The following is a 14,229-nucleotide window of genomic DNA, read 5'->3' on the forward strand; positions in this document are numbered from 1 at the left end:
CTCAGTCCAGGGTGAAGTAGTCGGGGCCGGCGTAACGGCCGGTGGTGAGCTTCTGGCGCTGCATCAGCAGGTCGTTGAGGACCGACGACGCGCCCAGCCGGAACCAGTCGGGGTCGAGCCAGTCGGGCCCGGCGGTCTCGTTGACCAGCACGAGCATCTTGATCGCGTCTTTGGTCGTACGAATCCCGCCGGCTGGCTTCACCCCCACCATGCGGCCCTCACGGTCGCGGAAGTCGCGGACCGCCTCCAGCATGACCAGGGTCACCGGCAGCGTGGCGGCGGGCTGGACCTTGCCGGTGGATGTCTTGATGAAGTCTCCCCCGGCCATCATGGCCAGCCACGAGGCCCGGCGCACGTTGTCGTAGGTGGCCAGTTCGCCGGTCTCCAGGATGACCTTCAGGTGGGCCTCGCCGCAGGCCTCCTTGATCGCCTGGATCTCCTCGAAGACCTTCAGGTAGTCGCCCGACAGGAACGCGCCCCGGTCGATGACCATGTCGATCTCGTCGGCCCCGGCGGCGACCGCCATGGCGGTGTCGGCGACCTTCACCTCAAGAGAGGAGCGCCCGCTGGGGAACGCGGTGGCGACGGAGGCCACCTTCACCCCCGACGAGCCGACGACGTCACGGGCCTCGGCCACCAGGTCGGGGTAGACGCAGACCGCCGCGACCCTCGGCACCGTGGGGTCGGTCGGGTCGGGGTGGACGGCTTTGGCGCACATCGCCCGGACCTTGCCCCGGGTGTCGGCCCCCTCCAGGGTCGTGAGGTCGACCATGGAGATGGCCATGTCGATGGCCTGGCGTTTCGCGGTGGTCTTGATCGATCGGGTGCCCAGCCCGGCGGCCCTGGCGTCGGCGCCGACCCGGTCGACACCGGGCAGTCCGTGCAGGGACGCCCGGAGCGAGGCGTTGGACGAGGCAGTCGGAATTGACACCACCCCAGCATCGCCGACCTGGCCGAACGATGCCAAACCGGGTGCTCACCACACTGCGGGTCCGTTTTTGGCACATCTCACAACCGGCCTAAGAAGGGTCTTAGGTACGAATCCACACCCCACCCACGGGAGATAAGGCATCCGCCCGATGTGACGGAGGGGGTCTTAGGACGAATCTTGAGTGTGTAAGCAAGACGTACAAGAACAAGGAGAAGCCAGATGGCTCCCGAGCTGCACTACCAGATCATCATCAACCGGGTCGCCGAGCTCCAGAACGAGGCGACCACCTACCGCCGCGTCCGTGAGGCGGAGAAGGCGCGCGAGCGGGGCGGGCATCACCGGCTCCGGGCGAGCCTCGGCAAGTTCCGTTCCCAGTGACGCGCGTCAAGATGCCAGGCCGGAACCTCCCTCCCGGCCTGGCATCTCAACCCCCGTAAATAGGCGCGAATCCCACCGAGTAGGCGTGACATGCTGGACGACATGATGGGTCGGGCCGTGAGCCCCGTCTTCGTCGGACGGGAGACCGAGCTGAAGTCGCTCGGCGAGATCTTCGACCAGGCCCGTGAGCAGGCCGCCGCCGCCGTCCTCGTGGGCGGCGAGGCGGGGGTCGGCAAGACCCGGCTGGTCACGCGGTTCGCCGAGCAGGCCGCCGCCGTGGGAGCGCAGGTCTTCGTCGGCGGCTGTGTCGAGCTGTCAACAGAGGGTCTCGCGTACGCGCCGTTCACGGCGGTGCTGCGCCAGCTCGTCCGCGACATGGGGGCCGCGGACGTCGCGGCGCTGCTGCCCGAGGGCGCGGCCCGAGACCTGGCCCGGCTGCTGCCGGAGTTCGGTGAGCCGAGCGGCGACGTCGAGACCGACACGGCCAGGGCCCGCCTGTTCGAACAGATACTGACGTTGCTGGAACGGCTCGCCGAGCGCCGCCCGATGGTCCTGGTCATCGAGGACATCCATTGGGCCGACCGGTCGAGCCGTGACCTCATCGCCTTCCTGAGCCGGAACGTCTCGGCGATTCCGATGCTCATGGTGCTGACGTACCGGTCGGACGAACTTCACCGCACCCATCCGCTCCGGCCGGTGCTCGCCGAGCTCAACCGGGTCGGCGGGATCGCCAAGATCGAGGTGCCCCGCTTCACCGAAGACGAGGTGGCCCGCCAGATGGCCGGCATCCTCGGCACCACGCCCGCCTACAGCCGGGTCTCGACGGTCTTCGACCGCAGCGCGGGGATCCCGCTGTTCGTGGAGGCGCTGCTCGACTGCATCGGCGGCGAGACCCTCCCCGAGTCGCTGCACGACCTGATCATCGGCCAGGTGGAGCGGCTGCCCGAGGAGACCCAGCGGGTGCTGCGGATCGCCGCCGCCGGGGGCAACCGGGTCGGCCACGACCTGCTCTGCGCGGTCAGCGGCCTGCCTGCGGCCGATCTGGAGGACGCGATCAGGCCCGCCGTGGCGGGCAACGTCATCCAGATCAGCGACGGCCGCGCCTACACCTTCCGGCACGCGCTGATCCGCGAGGCCGTCCACGACGAACTGCTGCCCGGGGAGCACACCCGGCTCCACTCCCGCTTCGCCGAGGAGATCGACCGCGACCGCACCCTGGTCCCGCAGGGACGGGCGGCCATCGAGATCGCCCACCACTGGCACTCGGCCAGGAACGACCTGTGGGCCCTCATCTCGGCCTGGGACGCCTCGGCGAAGGCGCACATGGCGTTCGCGTACACCGAGAAGGTGCAGCTCCTCGAACGGGTGCTCATGCTCTGGGACAAGGTCCCCGACGCCGCGCAGCGTATCGGGGCCGACCACGCCGCCGTGCTGGAGCGGGCCTCCGAGGGCGCCTACGCGGCCGGCGAGATCGACCGCGCGCGCAAGTACGCGAAGGCCGCGCTGGCCGAACTCGACGACCACACCGCGCCCGAACGGGTCGCCGGGCTGCTGGTCCGGATGGCCAACTGCAAGAAGCACCGGGGCCGCCCCGGCGCGATCGAAGACCTGCGCCGGGCCGAACGACTGGTCCCGTTGCCCAGCGAGACCCGGACGCTGGTCCTGACCCGGCTCGGCACGCTGCTGATCATGGCCGACGAGATCGTCGAGGGCACCGCGCTGACCCAGGAGGCGCTCAGGAACGCCCGCGAGATGGGTGACGAGTGCCGCGAGGCCGACCTCCTGATGAACCTCGCGCTCGGCCACTCCATCAGCGACGACCTGGAGGCGGCGATCGCCACCAACTCCCGCGCCCAGGCCATCGGCACCCGGATGAAGTCGGGCCAGGTGGTGCTGCGGGCCCTGGCCAACAACGTCGACGCGCTCGAGAACCTGGGTCGCTCCGAAGAGGCCGTCGCACTGGCCGTCGAGGGCGAGAAACTGGCCAGGAAGTACGGCCGCTACCGCAACCAGGGCGTCTTCATCGCCAACAACCGGGCGGAGGCGCTCGAATCGCTGGGCCGCTGGGACGAGGCCCTCGACGTCATCACCCGGTCACTGATCTTCGACCCGTCCCCGCTCAACCGCTGGCACCTGCTGCGGGTCCGCTCCCAGATCGGCATGGCCCGGGGCAAGATGGAACAGACCCTCGCCGACCTGACCGAGGTGGGGGCGCTGACCGGCCGTCCCGAAGACTGGACGCAGGAGCGCACCCTCAACACCCGGCTGGCCCTGCAGTGGCACCTGCTGACGGGCGACCCGGAGGCGGCCCTGACCAGGGCCGAGATCGCCCTCGGCGCGATCCCGCTGTCGCGCAAGCCGATGCTGGGCTGGCGCCTGCTGGCGATGATCTACCGGGTGAGCGACGCCGCGCTGCCCGTCAGCCCCAACCGGGCCAGGGCCCTGCGCGAGCGGGCCGGGGAGTTCCGTACCGCCATGATCGCCAAGGGCCCGGTCAGCGAGGCCTACGAGCGGGAGTGCCGGCAGGACTTCGACGGCGCGGCGGCCTGCTGGGCCGTACTGAAACGCCCCTACCAGCGGGCCCGCAACCTGATCATGGCCGCCGCCGGCCCCGGCCGCGACGGCGTCGCCCTGCGGCTGCGGGAGGCCCACGCCATCGCGACCGACCTGGGCGCCGCCCCGATGAGAGAGCAGATCGAGGCGCTGGCCCGCCGGTCGGGCATCGCCCTGACCGACACCCCCGCCGAGACGGCCGCCCTGCTGACCCCGCGCGAGGTCGAGGTGCTGCGGCTGCTCACCGAGGGCCGGTCGAACCGCGACATCGCCCAGACGCTGACGATCTCGGCGAAGACCGCCAGCGTCCACGTCTCGAACATCCTGGCCAAACTCAGCGTCTCGACCCGGGGCGAGGCCGCCGCGGCGGCCCACCGGATGTCGCTGCTCAACTAGCCCACAGCGGCTCCAGCAGCAGGAGCACCCCGAAGACCGCGAACGCGCCGGCGGCGCCGTACTTGATCCACTTCTCCGGCAGGTGCTTGCCGAGCAGCCCGCCGACCACGATGGCCAGGGCGTCGGCGGCCACCATGCCGACCGTGGAGCCGATCCAGGTGCCGACCCAGCCGTACTGGGTGGCCAGGGTGATCGTGGCGAGCATGGTCTTGTCGCCGAGCTCGCTCAGGAAGAACGCGACCGTCACGGCCAGCAGCACCGACTTGGTGGCCCGCTTGGCCTTCTCGGCCTCCTCGTCGGTCAGGGAGTCGCCGCGCAGCGTCCAGGCCGCGAAGCCGAGGAACGCGATGCCGGCCACGATGGAGATCGCGGTGGTCGGGAGGTGGTCGCCGATGAGACCGCCGAGTGCGACGGAGAACAGGTGGACGACGGTCGTCGCGATCGTGATGCCGGCCAGGACCGGAAGGGGCCGGAACCTGGTGGCGAAGGTCATGGCCATGAGCTGGCTCTTGTCGCCCAGCTCCGCCACGAAGATCACGGCGAGGGAGATCCAGAACGCTTCCACTCGGGGTCGCCTTTCGCATCAGCGCGACCGGGCCGAGTTCTGCCGGGGAGCATCGCTTCGGCCCGGCAGCGTTGGAACACTGTCGGGCCGAAGGTCTCGTCCGCCACACGGGCCTCCGCGGCCGGACGCACGCTTTTCATCGAACGCGTGCGTCAGTGTGTCGACCGGCGGTGTTGTGGACTACTCCCCTTCGGGCTGTCTCACAGACTAACGCCTATCATCACGGGTTCATTCACCAGGGTCACCCCGAACTTCGCTTTGACCCCATCTCGGACTTCTCGGGCAAGCTCCAGTAGTTCCTCGGCCGTGGCCTCACCGGTGGGGTTGGTGAGGGCGAGGGTGTGCTTGGTCGACACCCTGACCGGGCCCTTCGCGTAGCCCTTGTGGAACCCGGCGTTCTCGATCAGCCACGCCGCCGGGACCTTCACGGCGTCGTCGCCGGCGGGCCAGCGCGGATAGCCGGGGGCCAGCTTCTCGAGCTCGTCGGCCTGCGCCCGGCCCAGGATCGGGTTGGTGAAGAACGACCCGGCGCTGACGGTGTCGGGGTCGGCGGGGTCGAGCACCATGCCCTTGCCCCGGCGCAGCTCCAGCACCCGCGCGCGGGCCTGGGCCAGCGGCACCCGCTCGCCGGGCGCGACGCCCAGGCTCTTGGCCAGCTCGGCGTACGCCAGCGGTTGCGAGAGCTCGTCGTTCTCGAGGTTGTACGTCACCGACAGCACCACGAACCGGTCGAGGGCGCCCTTGAAGGCGCTGTCGCGGTAGGCGAACCCGCACTCCGCGGCCTCCAGGTCGAGGATCTCCCGGCGGCGGCGGTCGAAGACGCGTACGGCCACGATGGTCTGGGAGACGTCCTGGCCGTAGGCGCCGACGTTCTGGATCGGGGTCGACCCGACCAGGCCGGGGATCCCCGACAGGCACTCGACGCCCGACAGCCCCTCGGCCACGCAGCGCTCGACGAGCGGATCCCAGTCTTCCCCGGCGGCGGCCGTCACCAGGCCGCCGTAGGTCACGATCCCGCGTGTGCCGACCTTGACCACCAGGCCGTCGAACCCGGCGTCGGAGAGCACCAGATTGCTCCCCCCGCCCAGGATCAGCACCGGCTCGCCCCGCCGGTCGGCCTCGGAGACCAGCTCGACGAGCCGCTCCTCGGTCTCGGCGATGACAAAGGCCCGCGCGTTCCCGCCCAGCCGCAACGTCGTGTACGGCGCCAGCCGTACCCCCTCTTCCATGGCCGCCAGCCTAACGGCGCAGCAGGGCGAGCACTCTGTCGTAGGTCCGCTTCGACTCCTCGTCGCGGTATCCGGCCTCGGTGTCGAAATAGCCCCGGTGCCGGGCCTGACGCACCGGCAGGTCCTTCTCCGGTACGACCAGACGCCCCGGCAGCATGAGGGAGAACTCCAGGTCGGCGTTGCGGTAGAAGCGGGCGTGCTCCGGGAATCCGCCGATCCGCAGGGCCTTGGCCCGGTTGACGGCGAACAGGTAGCCGAGCAGCGCCGGGACCTCGCCGGCCCCCGCGTCGCGCCACTCGGTGCCGCCCGGCTCGGGTTCGACGCCCTTCCACCCGGCCCCGACCACGTCGGGCACCTCCAGCGCCCGCAGCAGCGGCCTGATGGCGTCGCCTTCGAGGATCGTCGAGGAGTCCATGACCACGTGGACGTCGGCGGTGTCGAGCTGGAGCAGCTTGGTCCGCGCCGGGCCCCACTCGGCGGTGCCGCCACGCCAGTGGGGCTTCTCGGCGACGTGCCAGACCCTGATCCGGTCGGGGTTGGCCTCGGCCAGTTCGTGCAGGACGTCGCCGGCGCCCTCGACGTTGCCCAGGTCGAGCGCGATGATCCCGGCGTCGCTGTGCGCGAGCACCGCCGAGACGCAGGCCCGCACGTCGTCGGGCCACCCGTCGACCAGCAGCGCCACCGACGCGGTCAGCTTCGGGATGTCGATCTGCCGGTCGACCCGGGAGGTGGCCAGCGCGCCGTCCCAGAGGGCCTGCGAGGCGGCCATCGACGGGGTGCCCGCGTCGTTGAGCGCGGTCTCGGTGATCGAGCCCGGGTAGGGCACGGTCGACTTCACGTCGGGCTCGCCGGGCGGGCGGCCCTCGACGATCGACGACACCGGGATCGACCGGACGCTCGGCCAGATCTCGTAGCGGGGGCGTTCGGTCAGCTCGAAGCCGCCGGCGGGCGTGTCGTAGACGTCCCAGCCCTCTTCGACGAGCTCGTGGCGCAGCCGGTCGGCCGCCTCGAAGTCGTTGTCGGCTCGGGCGGCGGCACGGCGTTCGGCGATTTCGACGACATTCGGCGGTGGTTTGCTCACCTAGGGAGCGCTACCCAGGCTCAGGCGAGCTGAACTACGGCCCTGGCCTTGGAGAGCACGCGCGCGTCGCCCGACTTGGCGGTCAGCACGACGATCACCCGCTTGTCGGGCAGCTTCTCCTCGATGGTCCCGGAGATGCTGATCGTGGCGCCGTTGTCGTCGTCGGGCACGACCACCATCGACGAGAACCGCACGCCGTAGTCGACGACGGCGGCCGGGTCGCCGGCCCAGTCGGTGACGTAACGGCCGCCCTGGGCCATCGTGTACATGCCGTGGGCGATCACGTCGGGCAGGCCGACGGACTTGGCGAGCCGCTCGTTCCAGTGGATGGGGTTGAAGTCGCCGGAGGCGCCGGCGTACATGACCAGGTTGACGCGGTGGACCTGGTATTCGGCGGCGGGCAGTTCCTGGCCCTGCTCGACCTCGTCCCACTTGATGGTTGCGCCCATGGTTACTTCGCCCCTCCGCGCTCGACGAGCATGTTGAAGCTGGTGCAGACGGGCTCGCCGTCGACCGTGGTCACGTCGCCCCGCACGGTGATGAACTCGTTGCGGCCGACCGAGCGGATCTCGGAGATAGTCGAGGTGCACAGGAGCCGGTCGCCGGCGTAGATCGGCCGGTCGTAGGTGAACCGCTGCTCGCCGTGGACGACCATCGACCAGTCGAGCCCGAACTCGGGGTCGTTGAGGCCCTCGCCGGCGCCGGCCAGGGCGAAGACGATCGGGAAGGTGGGCGGGGCGACCACGTCGGGGTGCCCGGCGGCCTTGGCGGCCTCGGCGTCACGGTAGATCGGGTTCGCGTCGCCGATCGCGGCGGCGAACTCTTTGATCTTCAGGCGGCTGACCTCGTAGGGCGCCGGCGACGAGTACGCCCGCCCAATGAAGTCGCGATTCAACGCCATCGGGGCGCTCCTCGTCGTTGATCAGTGCTGCTGGACGACCAGTTCTACCGTACGGCGGAACGGGCCGATAACCGAGGAGGTGTCGCCGATGGAAACGCGACTAACCGGCGGCCCTGAGTGGCGTCGCCGGTTTTCGCGTGAGAAGCGAGACGCGAACGGCCGAAGGCCGGTCGTGGCTCGCGCTTTGAACTTGCCCAACAGACAGGAGACGCGAACGGCCGAAGGCCGGTCGTGGCTCGCGCTTTGAACTTGCCCAACAGACAGGAGACGCGAACGGCCGAAGGCCGGTCGTGGCTCGCGCTTTGAACTTGCCTCACAGACAAGAGACGCGAACGGCCGAAGGCCGAACGTCGCTCGCGCTGTACATCTGCCTCAAGCACGTCGCGCCCGCGGCTGGGGGGCCGCCGGGCATCGTGAACTAGCGGGTCTCGCGGTGAGCCTGGTGAGTCTTGCAGTTCGGGCAGTACTTCTTCAGCTCAAGCCGATCCGGGTCGTTGCGCCGGTTCTTCCGCGTGATGTAGTTGCGGTGCTTGCACTCCTGGCAGGCCAGCGTGATCTTCGGCCTAACGTCGGTGGCAGCCACGTGGGAGTGCCTTTCTACGTCTGGGACTACTGGACAACCCGAACCGGTCCCTGTGAAGGGTGCCCGGAAGGGTAGTAGCGGAGGCCGGACTTGAACCGGCGACACAACGATTATGAGCCGTTTGCTCTGCCTGACTGAGCTACTCCGCCTGGAGGCCGACCAAAACTGACCGGCCACGCAAGGATACCCGACCCATGCGAGTGCCACACACGCGGTATTTCGCCGGGGAACGGGTTTGAGAATTCACGGGTGAATCCTCAAATCACTTTCGCGGGGATTGGTTTTTCACCCGCCAAGCCAAAAGCCCCACCCGAATTCATCGGATAGGACCTGTTGGCTTTGGAGCCCCCAAACGGAATCGAACCGTTGACCTTCTCCTTACCATGGAGACGCTCTGCCGACTGAGCTATAGGGGCGGGCCCGGTGTTCGCTCTCGCGCTCCCGGACAGGTAAACCATACACGTCCCCCGCAGTGGATGCGAAATCCAATCGGACGGCTATGGGGTCTGGAGTGTCCCGACGAGGTCGGCGCCCTGTTCCTGGGCCGACTGCACGTCGTCGGGCTCGATGGAGTAGCTGGTGAAGTAGGTGCGGCCGGCCTTGCCGACGGGCGTCGTGAGGGTGATCTTCGCCTCGTAGGGCCGCTCCAGGCAGTCGGGCAGGCACCAGCTCCCGGTCAGCTTGCCCCGGCCCACCGCGGTGTCTGGACCCCACTTGTCCCACAGGAGCTTGTTCATGGTGGAGAACTCGGAGATGACCAGGTCAGCAGGCTTCTGGGCGGGTGAGCCCTGTTCGTCGCCGAAGAAGTTCAGCACGTAGACGTCCTGAGCCGACGATGTGGACGCGGGAGGCGGCGTCGGGCTCGGGATGCCGTCGGGCGCGGAGCCGCAGGCGACGAGCGCGACGCAGAAGGCGAGCACAGTGACCAGGCGCATGTCTCGACGGTAAACGGCCGGGTCGGGAAATCACCGTTACCTGGGGGTGTTTGTTATGGCCGCAGCGAGACGACTTCGCAGAGGTCGGCCAGGTCGACGAAGCGGGCGACCTCGTCGACGGAGAAGCAGTCGGCGAGGTGGCGGCCATGCCGTTCGACGCGGAGCACTTGACGGTCACCGAACAACCCGGGCACGATCGCGTAGCCGTCGGGCCCCACCCATCGACTCCTCATAGCCCGACAAACTAGCGCCCCACACCGTCACTTTGGGCAGATTCGCAACGCGAGCCACGACCGGCCTTCGGCCGTCCGCGTCTCGCTTTTCGCCCCACCGGCCACACCAAGTCGACCCCAGGTCTCCGCTAAGTACCGGGGCGCATCGTCGGAGGCATGACGACCCCCGATCTGACCGGCATCCGGATCATCCACCGGGCCATGCGCGGCGACCTGCACCGTCTGGTCGCCCTCACCGAGCACCTCGCCGCCACCACGCCCACGCGGGCGAAGGCGATCGCCCACTTCGTGGGCCGGATCACCCACACCATCCACCAGCACCACACGCGCGAGGACGAGATCGTGTGGCCGCTGATCGAGCGGTCGGCGGGCGCCGCGGCCGACCTGTCCGACCTGACCGAGGACCATTCGCTGCTCGACCCGCTGCTGAACGAGGCCGACGCCGCCGCGAACGCCTTCGCCGCCGGCGGCGACGCCAAACCCCTCCACCTGGCCCTGAAGCGCCTCTCGGAGCTCCTCGACGAGCACATCGAGGAGGAGGAGCGGCGGATCTTCCCGGTCGTCCTCCAGTACGTCACCGAGAAGGACTGGGCCGACGCCGAGACGAAGATCCGCAAGGGCGGCGACATCCGCTTCGACCTGTGCTGGATCGGCCAGTACGCCACCCCCGAGGAGATGGCGCGCATCAGGAAGATGGGCGGCCCCGTGGTCGCCCTGATGCTGGCCCTGCTGCGCCCCGGTCACCGGCGGCGGCAGCGGCTCATCTTCGGGTGAGCGCCTCCCGTGCCTTGTCCGCCCAGAACGCCGACCCGACCCTCTCGGCGACCTCGACGGCGGCCGCGTAGTGGCTCCGCGCGGCCGTCTCGTCGCCCAGGTAGCGGGCCAGCTCGCCGAGGAAGTGGTCGACCGGCCCGTGGGTGATCGAGCCGCTGGCCAGCCCCGCCATCTCACCGGCCAGCGGCGTCAGCTGCGCGTACGTCTGCCGGACGCCCTCGCTGTGGTCGAGGGCCATGGCGGTCTGCGCCCGCATCGTCAGCACGAGCGACTGGTAGACGCCCGGGAAGGGCAGCTCGTCGGGCCGCCAGCGGGCCCGGGCCTCCTCGATCCGCCCGGCTGCCACCAGCGCCCGCGAGTAGATCTCGTGGACGGTGTCCAGGTCCTTCCAGACGGCCTCGTACTCGTCCATGAGCGTGCCGATGTCGCCGCGGGTGATCCCGATGGCCAGCCGGGCCATCAGGCCGTAGGCGAGCGCGTTGCCGTCGCCGATGGCGGCGAGCTGCGCGGCCAGCGCGGCGGCGGCCTGTTCTGCCTCGTCGAAGCGGCCCTCGATGTAGAGGTCGATCGAGTCGAGCAGGGCGAAGACGCCCAGCAGGTGGGTGAACTGGCCGCTGGTCGAGCTGCCGGTGGCCAGCGCGGCGTAGTGGCGGGCCTCGGCCCGGTCGCCCCGGGAGAGCGCCACCATGATCTTCATGTAACGGGCCAGCGTGAGGTATCCCTGCAGCCCATGGGCCTCGGCCACCTCGATCACGTCGTCGGCCAGCCGGTCGAGCCGCGCGCTCTTGCCCGCGTGGACGCAGGCCCAGTAGCGCGCGTTGTAGGCCATGCACAGCAGCAGCGGATCGCCGAGCCCCTTGGCGATCTCGATCGCCTCCGTGCTGTCACGCTCGAGCCGCTCGCCGCCGTAGGGCTCGGTCTCGTTGCACAGGGCCACGAGCAGGCGGCACCGCGTCTCGCCCTCCGAGCCGGGTAGCACGTCGTGGATGGCCTCGACCATGTCGTGGTCGAGGACGTGCTCGGTGACGATGCTCCAGATCAGCGGCACGTCGATCGCGGTGATCAGGCGGATCGTGGCGGCCCGGTCGCCGAGGCGGCGGGCCAGCGGCAGGGCCTCGCTCCGCAGCCTCTTGGCGGCGTTGACGTCGCCTGCGTGCGCGAGGGCGGAGACCAGGCGGCACTGGAGGTCGAGCCGGCGTTCGTCTTCGGGGGCGATCTCGACGGCGCCGCTGAGGAGGGTGACGGCCTCGCGGTGGGCGTACAGGGAAGTGGCCTTCTCCGCGGCCTTGGCCGCGTAGGAGACGGCGCGGGCGGCGGTCGCGGCGGTCGCGGCGGCCAGCGCGTGGTGGGCCAGCGCGCCCGTGTCGCCCGGCCGGGTCGCCTCCAGCGCCTCGACGACCTTGCCGTGCAGCCGGGTGCGGCGCAACCGGGGGATGTCCTCGTAGAGGGTCTCCCTGACCAGCACGTGGGCGAACCTGACCTGGCCCGGGTGCGGCTCGGTGAGCAGCCCCGACAGCACCCCGGCCTCCAGCCCGTCGAGCACGGTGTCCTCGTCGGCGTCCCGCATCGCGATCAGCACGTCGGCGTCGGCGTCGCGGCCGACGACGGCGGCGTCCCGAAGCGTGGTCTGCGCGGTGGCGGGCAGGCGGGCGATGCGCCGCCGGATGACGTCACGCACGCCCGGAGGCAGCCGGTAGACGGCCGTCATGCCTTCGGCGGCGAGCAGCCGCGCGGTCTCGGAGACGAACAGCGGGTTCCCGCCGGTCCGCTCGCTGAGCACGGCCAGCGTGGCCGGGCCGATGGAGACGCCCGAACGGTCGAGGACCAACCGGGCGACGTCGTCGGGCCCCAGCCCTTCGAGGGTGAGGTGCTCGGCGGTCTGCGCGGCCAGCGCGGCGCCGGTGGCCATCAGGTCGGTGGTCGTCTCGTCGGACCGGTGGGTGAGCAGCACCATGACCGGCGTGCCGGCCAGCCGGGTGGCCAGATGGCGCAGCAGATGCAGGGTCTCGTCGTCGGCCCGGTGCACGTCCTCCAGCACGACCAGCAGCGGCGCGGTCAGCTCGGCCAGGTAGTCGCCGACCGCGCGGGCCAGCCAGAACTGCCCGACCGGCTCGGCGTCGTCGGCCAGCAACGGCGCGAGCTTGGGCAGCAGGGCGGGCGCCGGCGGCCGGGCCGGCACGAGGCTCCGCAGCACCTCCGACCATGCCCAGGCGGGCGGCACGCCGCCGACGGTCTCCGGGCAGCGGCCCGCCGCGGTCGCCCAGCCGCGCGCCTGGAGCGCCTTGGCGAGGGCGGCGGCCACGGTCGACTTCCCCGACCCGGCGTCTCCCCCGAGCCACGCCACCCGGAACCCGGTCATGGCCTGCTCGGCGGCCCGGGTGAGCCGGTCGAGCTCGGCCTGCCGGCCGATGATCTCCTTCTCGGCCTCCCGCGCCGGGGTGACCCTGATCGGCTCGGGCGGCGGCGTGAACTGCAGGGTCTCGGTCTGGTGGAGGATGTCGGACTCGAGCGTCCGCAGCGCGGGCCCGGGATCGACGCCGAGTTCCTCGGCGAGGGTCTCGCGGGTACGCCGGATCACCGCCAGCGCCTCGGGCTGCCGTCCGGCCCGGTAGTAGGCCAGCGCGAGCAGCCGGACGGCGTTCTCCCTGAGCGGGTGGGCCGTGACGTGCCGGTCGAGCTCGGCCACGATCTCGGCGTGCCGCCCCAGCGCGATGGCCGCCTCGACGCGGTATTCGACCGCGACCAGCCGGAGCTCGTCGAGCTGCGCCGCCTCGGCGACCGCCCACTCCTCGTCGGCGAACTCGGCGAAGGCCGGGCCGGTCCAGAGGGCCAGGGCGTCGTCGAGCAGCCTGATGCGCTCGTTCGGGTCGTTCTTGGCGACCGCCTCGTCGACCAGCCTGGGAAACCACCAGGCGTCGACGGCCTCTGGCTTCAGCTGGAGCCGATAGCCCGGCGGCGCCGAGACGATGACCGTGGCCGGGGTGCGGGGCGCCCGGCCGGGTTCGAGGATCCTGCGCAGGTTCGAGATGTAGACCTGCAACGCGCCGAGCGCCTTCGGCGGCGGCTGCTCCCGCCACAGGTCTTCGATGAACCGATCGGCCGACACGATGTGCCCGCCCTCGGCGACCAGCCGGGCCACCACCGCCCGCTGAAGGAACGTTCCCAGCTCAACCGAGGCGTCTCCGACGGAAGCCGTCAGCTGCCCCAAAACCCGCAATCGCACCATGATGCCGTCATTGTCGCGGGATCCACTCGACGGATACACCCCTGCTGCGGCGCGCTTTTTCGAGCACTTCGTCGGCCGGGCGCCCTTGGGCCCAGCGACGGGCGTAAGGGGCCGCCTCGACGACCACGCCGTCACTGACGACCAGCCCGAACGTCGCCTTCGCTGTCGACCACCAGATGAGCCCGTCGCGCATACGTGGACCCTAGGAGCCGCCACCGACAGAAAGGCCCATGGCTCGCAGGAGCCCCGCGCGTGTCCGTCTTTTCGACGAGCCCACGCCCCACCTGCCCGGCCTGACGCACCGTGGCCGCATCGCCCTCGCCCTGCTGGAGCGCGACCGGTTCCATCCGGGAGCGGTCTCCGACGCCTACCAGGGGTGGCAGAACCTCATCCACGACCTTTACCGACGCCTGTTCGACCCCGCCTTCGGCTGCGGCTACATCA

14 protein-coding genes and 2 tRNA genes are annotated in these 14,229 nt (G+C 70.4%); 3 read left to right on the forward strand and 13 right to left on the reverse strand.

All coding sequences use genetic code 11. The features are described 5' to 3' along the window. Nucleotide 1 precedes the first annotated feature (1 nt). Nucleotides 2-931, reverse strand: a complete 930-nt coding sequence (gene deoC / locus FDA94_RS20060) for a deoxyribose-phosphate aldolase (RefSeq protein WP_137248612.1) — start codon at nt 929-931, stop codon at nt 2-4. Nucleotides 932-1,150: 219 nt separating this feature from the next. On the opposite strand from deoC, the gene FDA94_RS39320 reads away from it, so the two are divergent. Both FDA94_RS39320 and FDA94_RS20065 read left to right on the forward strand, forming a co-directional pair. Then, a complete protein-coding gene (locus FDA94_RS39320) occupies nt 1,151-1,309 on the forward strand; it encodes a hypothetical protein (RefSeq protein WP_157520055.1) in 159 nt (52 codons plus the stop codon). A 102-nt stretch (nt 1,310-1,411) separates the two neighbouring features. Further along, a complete protein-coding gene (locus FDA94_RS20065) occupies nt 1,412-4,258 on the forward strand; it encodes an ATP-binding protein (RefSeq protein ID WP_246060050.1) in 2,847 nt (948 codons plus the stop codon). Here FDA94_RS20065 and FDA94_RS20070 read toward each other — a convergent pair. The 10 genes from FDA94_RS20070 to FDA94_RS20115 form a co-directional block, all read right to left on the reverse strand. Further along, the gene (locus FDA94_RS20070; RefSeq protein WP_137248614.1) at nt 4,251-4,823 is read right to left on the reverse strand and encodes a TMEM165/GDT1 family protein; all 573 of its coding nucleotides are present in this window, start codon (nt 4,821-4,823) and stop codon (nt 4,251-4,253) included. The genes FDA94_RS20065 and FDA94_RS20070 overlap by 8 nt on opposite strands. Nucleotides 4,824-5,023: 200 nt before the next feature. Then, a complete protein-coding gene (locus FDA94_RS20075; protein ID WP_137248615.1) occupies nt 5,024-6,052 on the reverse strand; it encodes a UDP-N-acetylmuramate dehydrogenase in 1,029 nt (342 codons plus the stop codon). Nucleotides 6,053-6,062: 10 nt separating this feature from the next. Then, complete coding sequence (locus tag FDA94_RS20080) at nt 6,063-7,133, reverse strand: glycosyltransferase family 2 protein (RefSeq protein ID WP_137248616.1); 1,071 nt, start codon at nt 7,131-7,133, stop codon at nt 6,063-6,065. Between the two features lie 20 nt (nt 7,134-7,153). Further along, entirely contained in the window at nt 7,154-7,582 is a 429-nt protein-coding gene (locus FDA94_RS20085; protein WP_137248617.1) for a MaoC family dehydratase, read from the reverse strand. Nucleotides 7,583-7,584: 2 nt separating this feature from the next. Beyond that, a complete protein-coding gene (locus FDA94_RS20090; protein ID WP_137248618.1) occupies nt 7,585-8,034 on the reverse strand; it encodes a MaoC family dehydratase N-terminal domain-containing protein in 450 nt (149 codons plus the stop codon). Between the two features lie 418 nt (nt 8,035-8,452). Next, a complete protein-coding gene (gene rpmG / locus FDA94_RS20095) occupies nt 8,453-8,617 on the reverse strand; it encodes a 50S ribosomal protein L33 (RefSeq protein ID WP_030921771.1) in 165 nt (54 codons plus the stop codon). Between the two features lie 75 nt (nt 8,618-8,692). After that, a tRNA-Met gene (locus FDA94_RS20100) sits at nt 8,693-8,766 on the reverse strand. Between the two features lie 191 nt (nt 8,767-8,957). Beyond that, nucleotides 8,958-9,033, reverse strand: a tRNA-Thr gene (locus FDA94_RS20105). 81 nt (nt 9,034-9,114) lie between these two features. After that, complete coding sequence (locus FDA94_RS20110; protein WP_137248619.1) at nt 9,115-9,552, reverse strand: hypothetical protein; 438 nt, start codon at nt 9,550-9,552, stop codon at nt 9,115-9,117. A gap of 53 nt (nt 9,553-9,605) precedes the next feature. Next, the gene (locus FDA94_RS20115; RefSeq protein WP_246060051.1) at nt 9,606-9,770 is read right to left on the reverse strand and encodes a transposase; all 165 of its coding nucleotides are present in this window, start codon (nt 9,768-9,770) and stop codon (nt 9,606-9,608) included. 171 nt (nt 9,771-9,941) lie between these two features. Between FDA94_RS20115 and FDA94_RS20120 the strand changes: the two genes are divergently transcribed. Next, on the forward strand, nt 9,942-10,559 hold the full coding sequence (locus FDA94_RS20120) for a hemerythrin domain-containing protein (protein WP_137248621.1): 618 nt from the start codon (nt 9,942-9,944) through the stop codon (nt 10,557-10,559). Here the strand turns inward: FDA94_RS20120 and FDA94_RS20125 are convergent. Continuing rightward, complete coding sequence (locus FDA94_RS20125; RefSeq protein WP_137248622.1) at nt 10,546-13,785, reverse strand: ATP-binding protein; 3,240 nt, start codon at nt 13,783-13,785, stop codon at nt 10,546-10,548. The two genes, FDA94_RS20120 and FDA94_RS20125, sit on opposite strands and share 14 nt — an antisense overlap. Before the next feature lie 7 nt (nt 13,786-13,792). Beyond that, nucleotides 13,793-13,978, reverse strand: coding sequence for a hypothetical protein (locus FDA94_RS20130; RefSeq protein ID WP_137248623.1), 186 nt, complete (start codon nt 13,976-13,978; stop codon nt 13,793-13,795). Nucleotides 13,979-14,229 lie beyond the last annotated feature (251 nt).

The organism is Herbidospora galbida (assembly GCF_005233835.1).
In the GTDB taxonomy this organism is placed as follows: domain Bacteria; phylum Actinomycetota; class Actinomycetes; order Streptosporangiales; family Streptosporangiaceae; genus Herbidospora; species Herbidospora galbida.

What these genes read in the sequence shown, in the direction of transcription:
- FDA94_RS20075 (WP_137248615.1), bottom strand. Translation starts at nt 6,052, where the DNA reads ATGGAAGAGGGGGTACGGCTGGCGCCGTACACGACGTTGCGGCTGGGC.
- FDA94_RS20110 (WP_137248619.1), bottom strand. Translation starts at nt 9,552, where the DNA reads ATGCGCCTGGTCACTGTGCTCGCCTTCTGCGTCGCGCTCGTCGCCTGC.
- FDA94_RS20120 (WP_137248621.1), top strand. Translation starts at nt 9,942, where the DNA reads ATGACGACCCCCGATCTGACCGGCATCCGGATCATCCACCGGGCCATG.
- FDA94_RS20125 (WP_137248622.1), bottom strand. Translation starts at nt 13,785, where the DNA reads ATGGTGCGATTGCGGGTTTTGGGGCAGCTGACGGCTTCCGTCGGAGAC.
- FDA94_RS20085 (WP_137248617.1), bottom strand. Translation starts at nt 7,582, where the DNA reads ATGGGCGCAACCATCAAGTGGGACGAGGTCGAGCAGGGCCAGGAACTG.
- FDA94_RS20065 (WP_246060050.1), top strand. Translation starts at nt 1,412, where the DNA reads ATGATGGGTCGGGCCGTGAGCCCCGTCTTCGTCGGACGGGAGACCGAG.
- FDA94_RS39320 (WP_157520055.1), top strand. Translation starts at nt 1,151, where the DNA reads ATGGCTCCCGAGCTGCACTACCAGATCATCATCAACCGGGTCGCCGAG.
- FDA94_RS20130 (WP_137248623.1), bottom strand. Translation starts at nt 13,978, where the DNA reads ATGCGCGACGGGCTCATCTGGTGGTCGACAGCGAAGGCGACGTTCGGG.
- FDA94_RS20090 (WP_137248618.1), bottom strand. Translation starts at nt 8,034, where the DNA reads ATGGCGTTGAATCGCGACTTCATTGGGCGGGCGTACTCGTCGCCGGCG.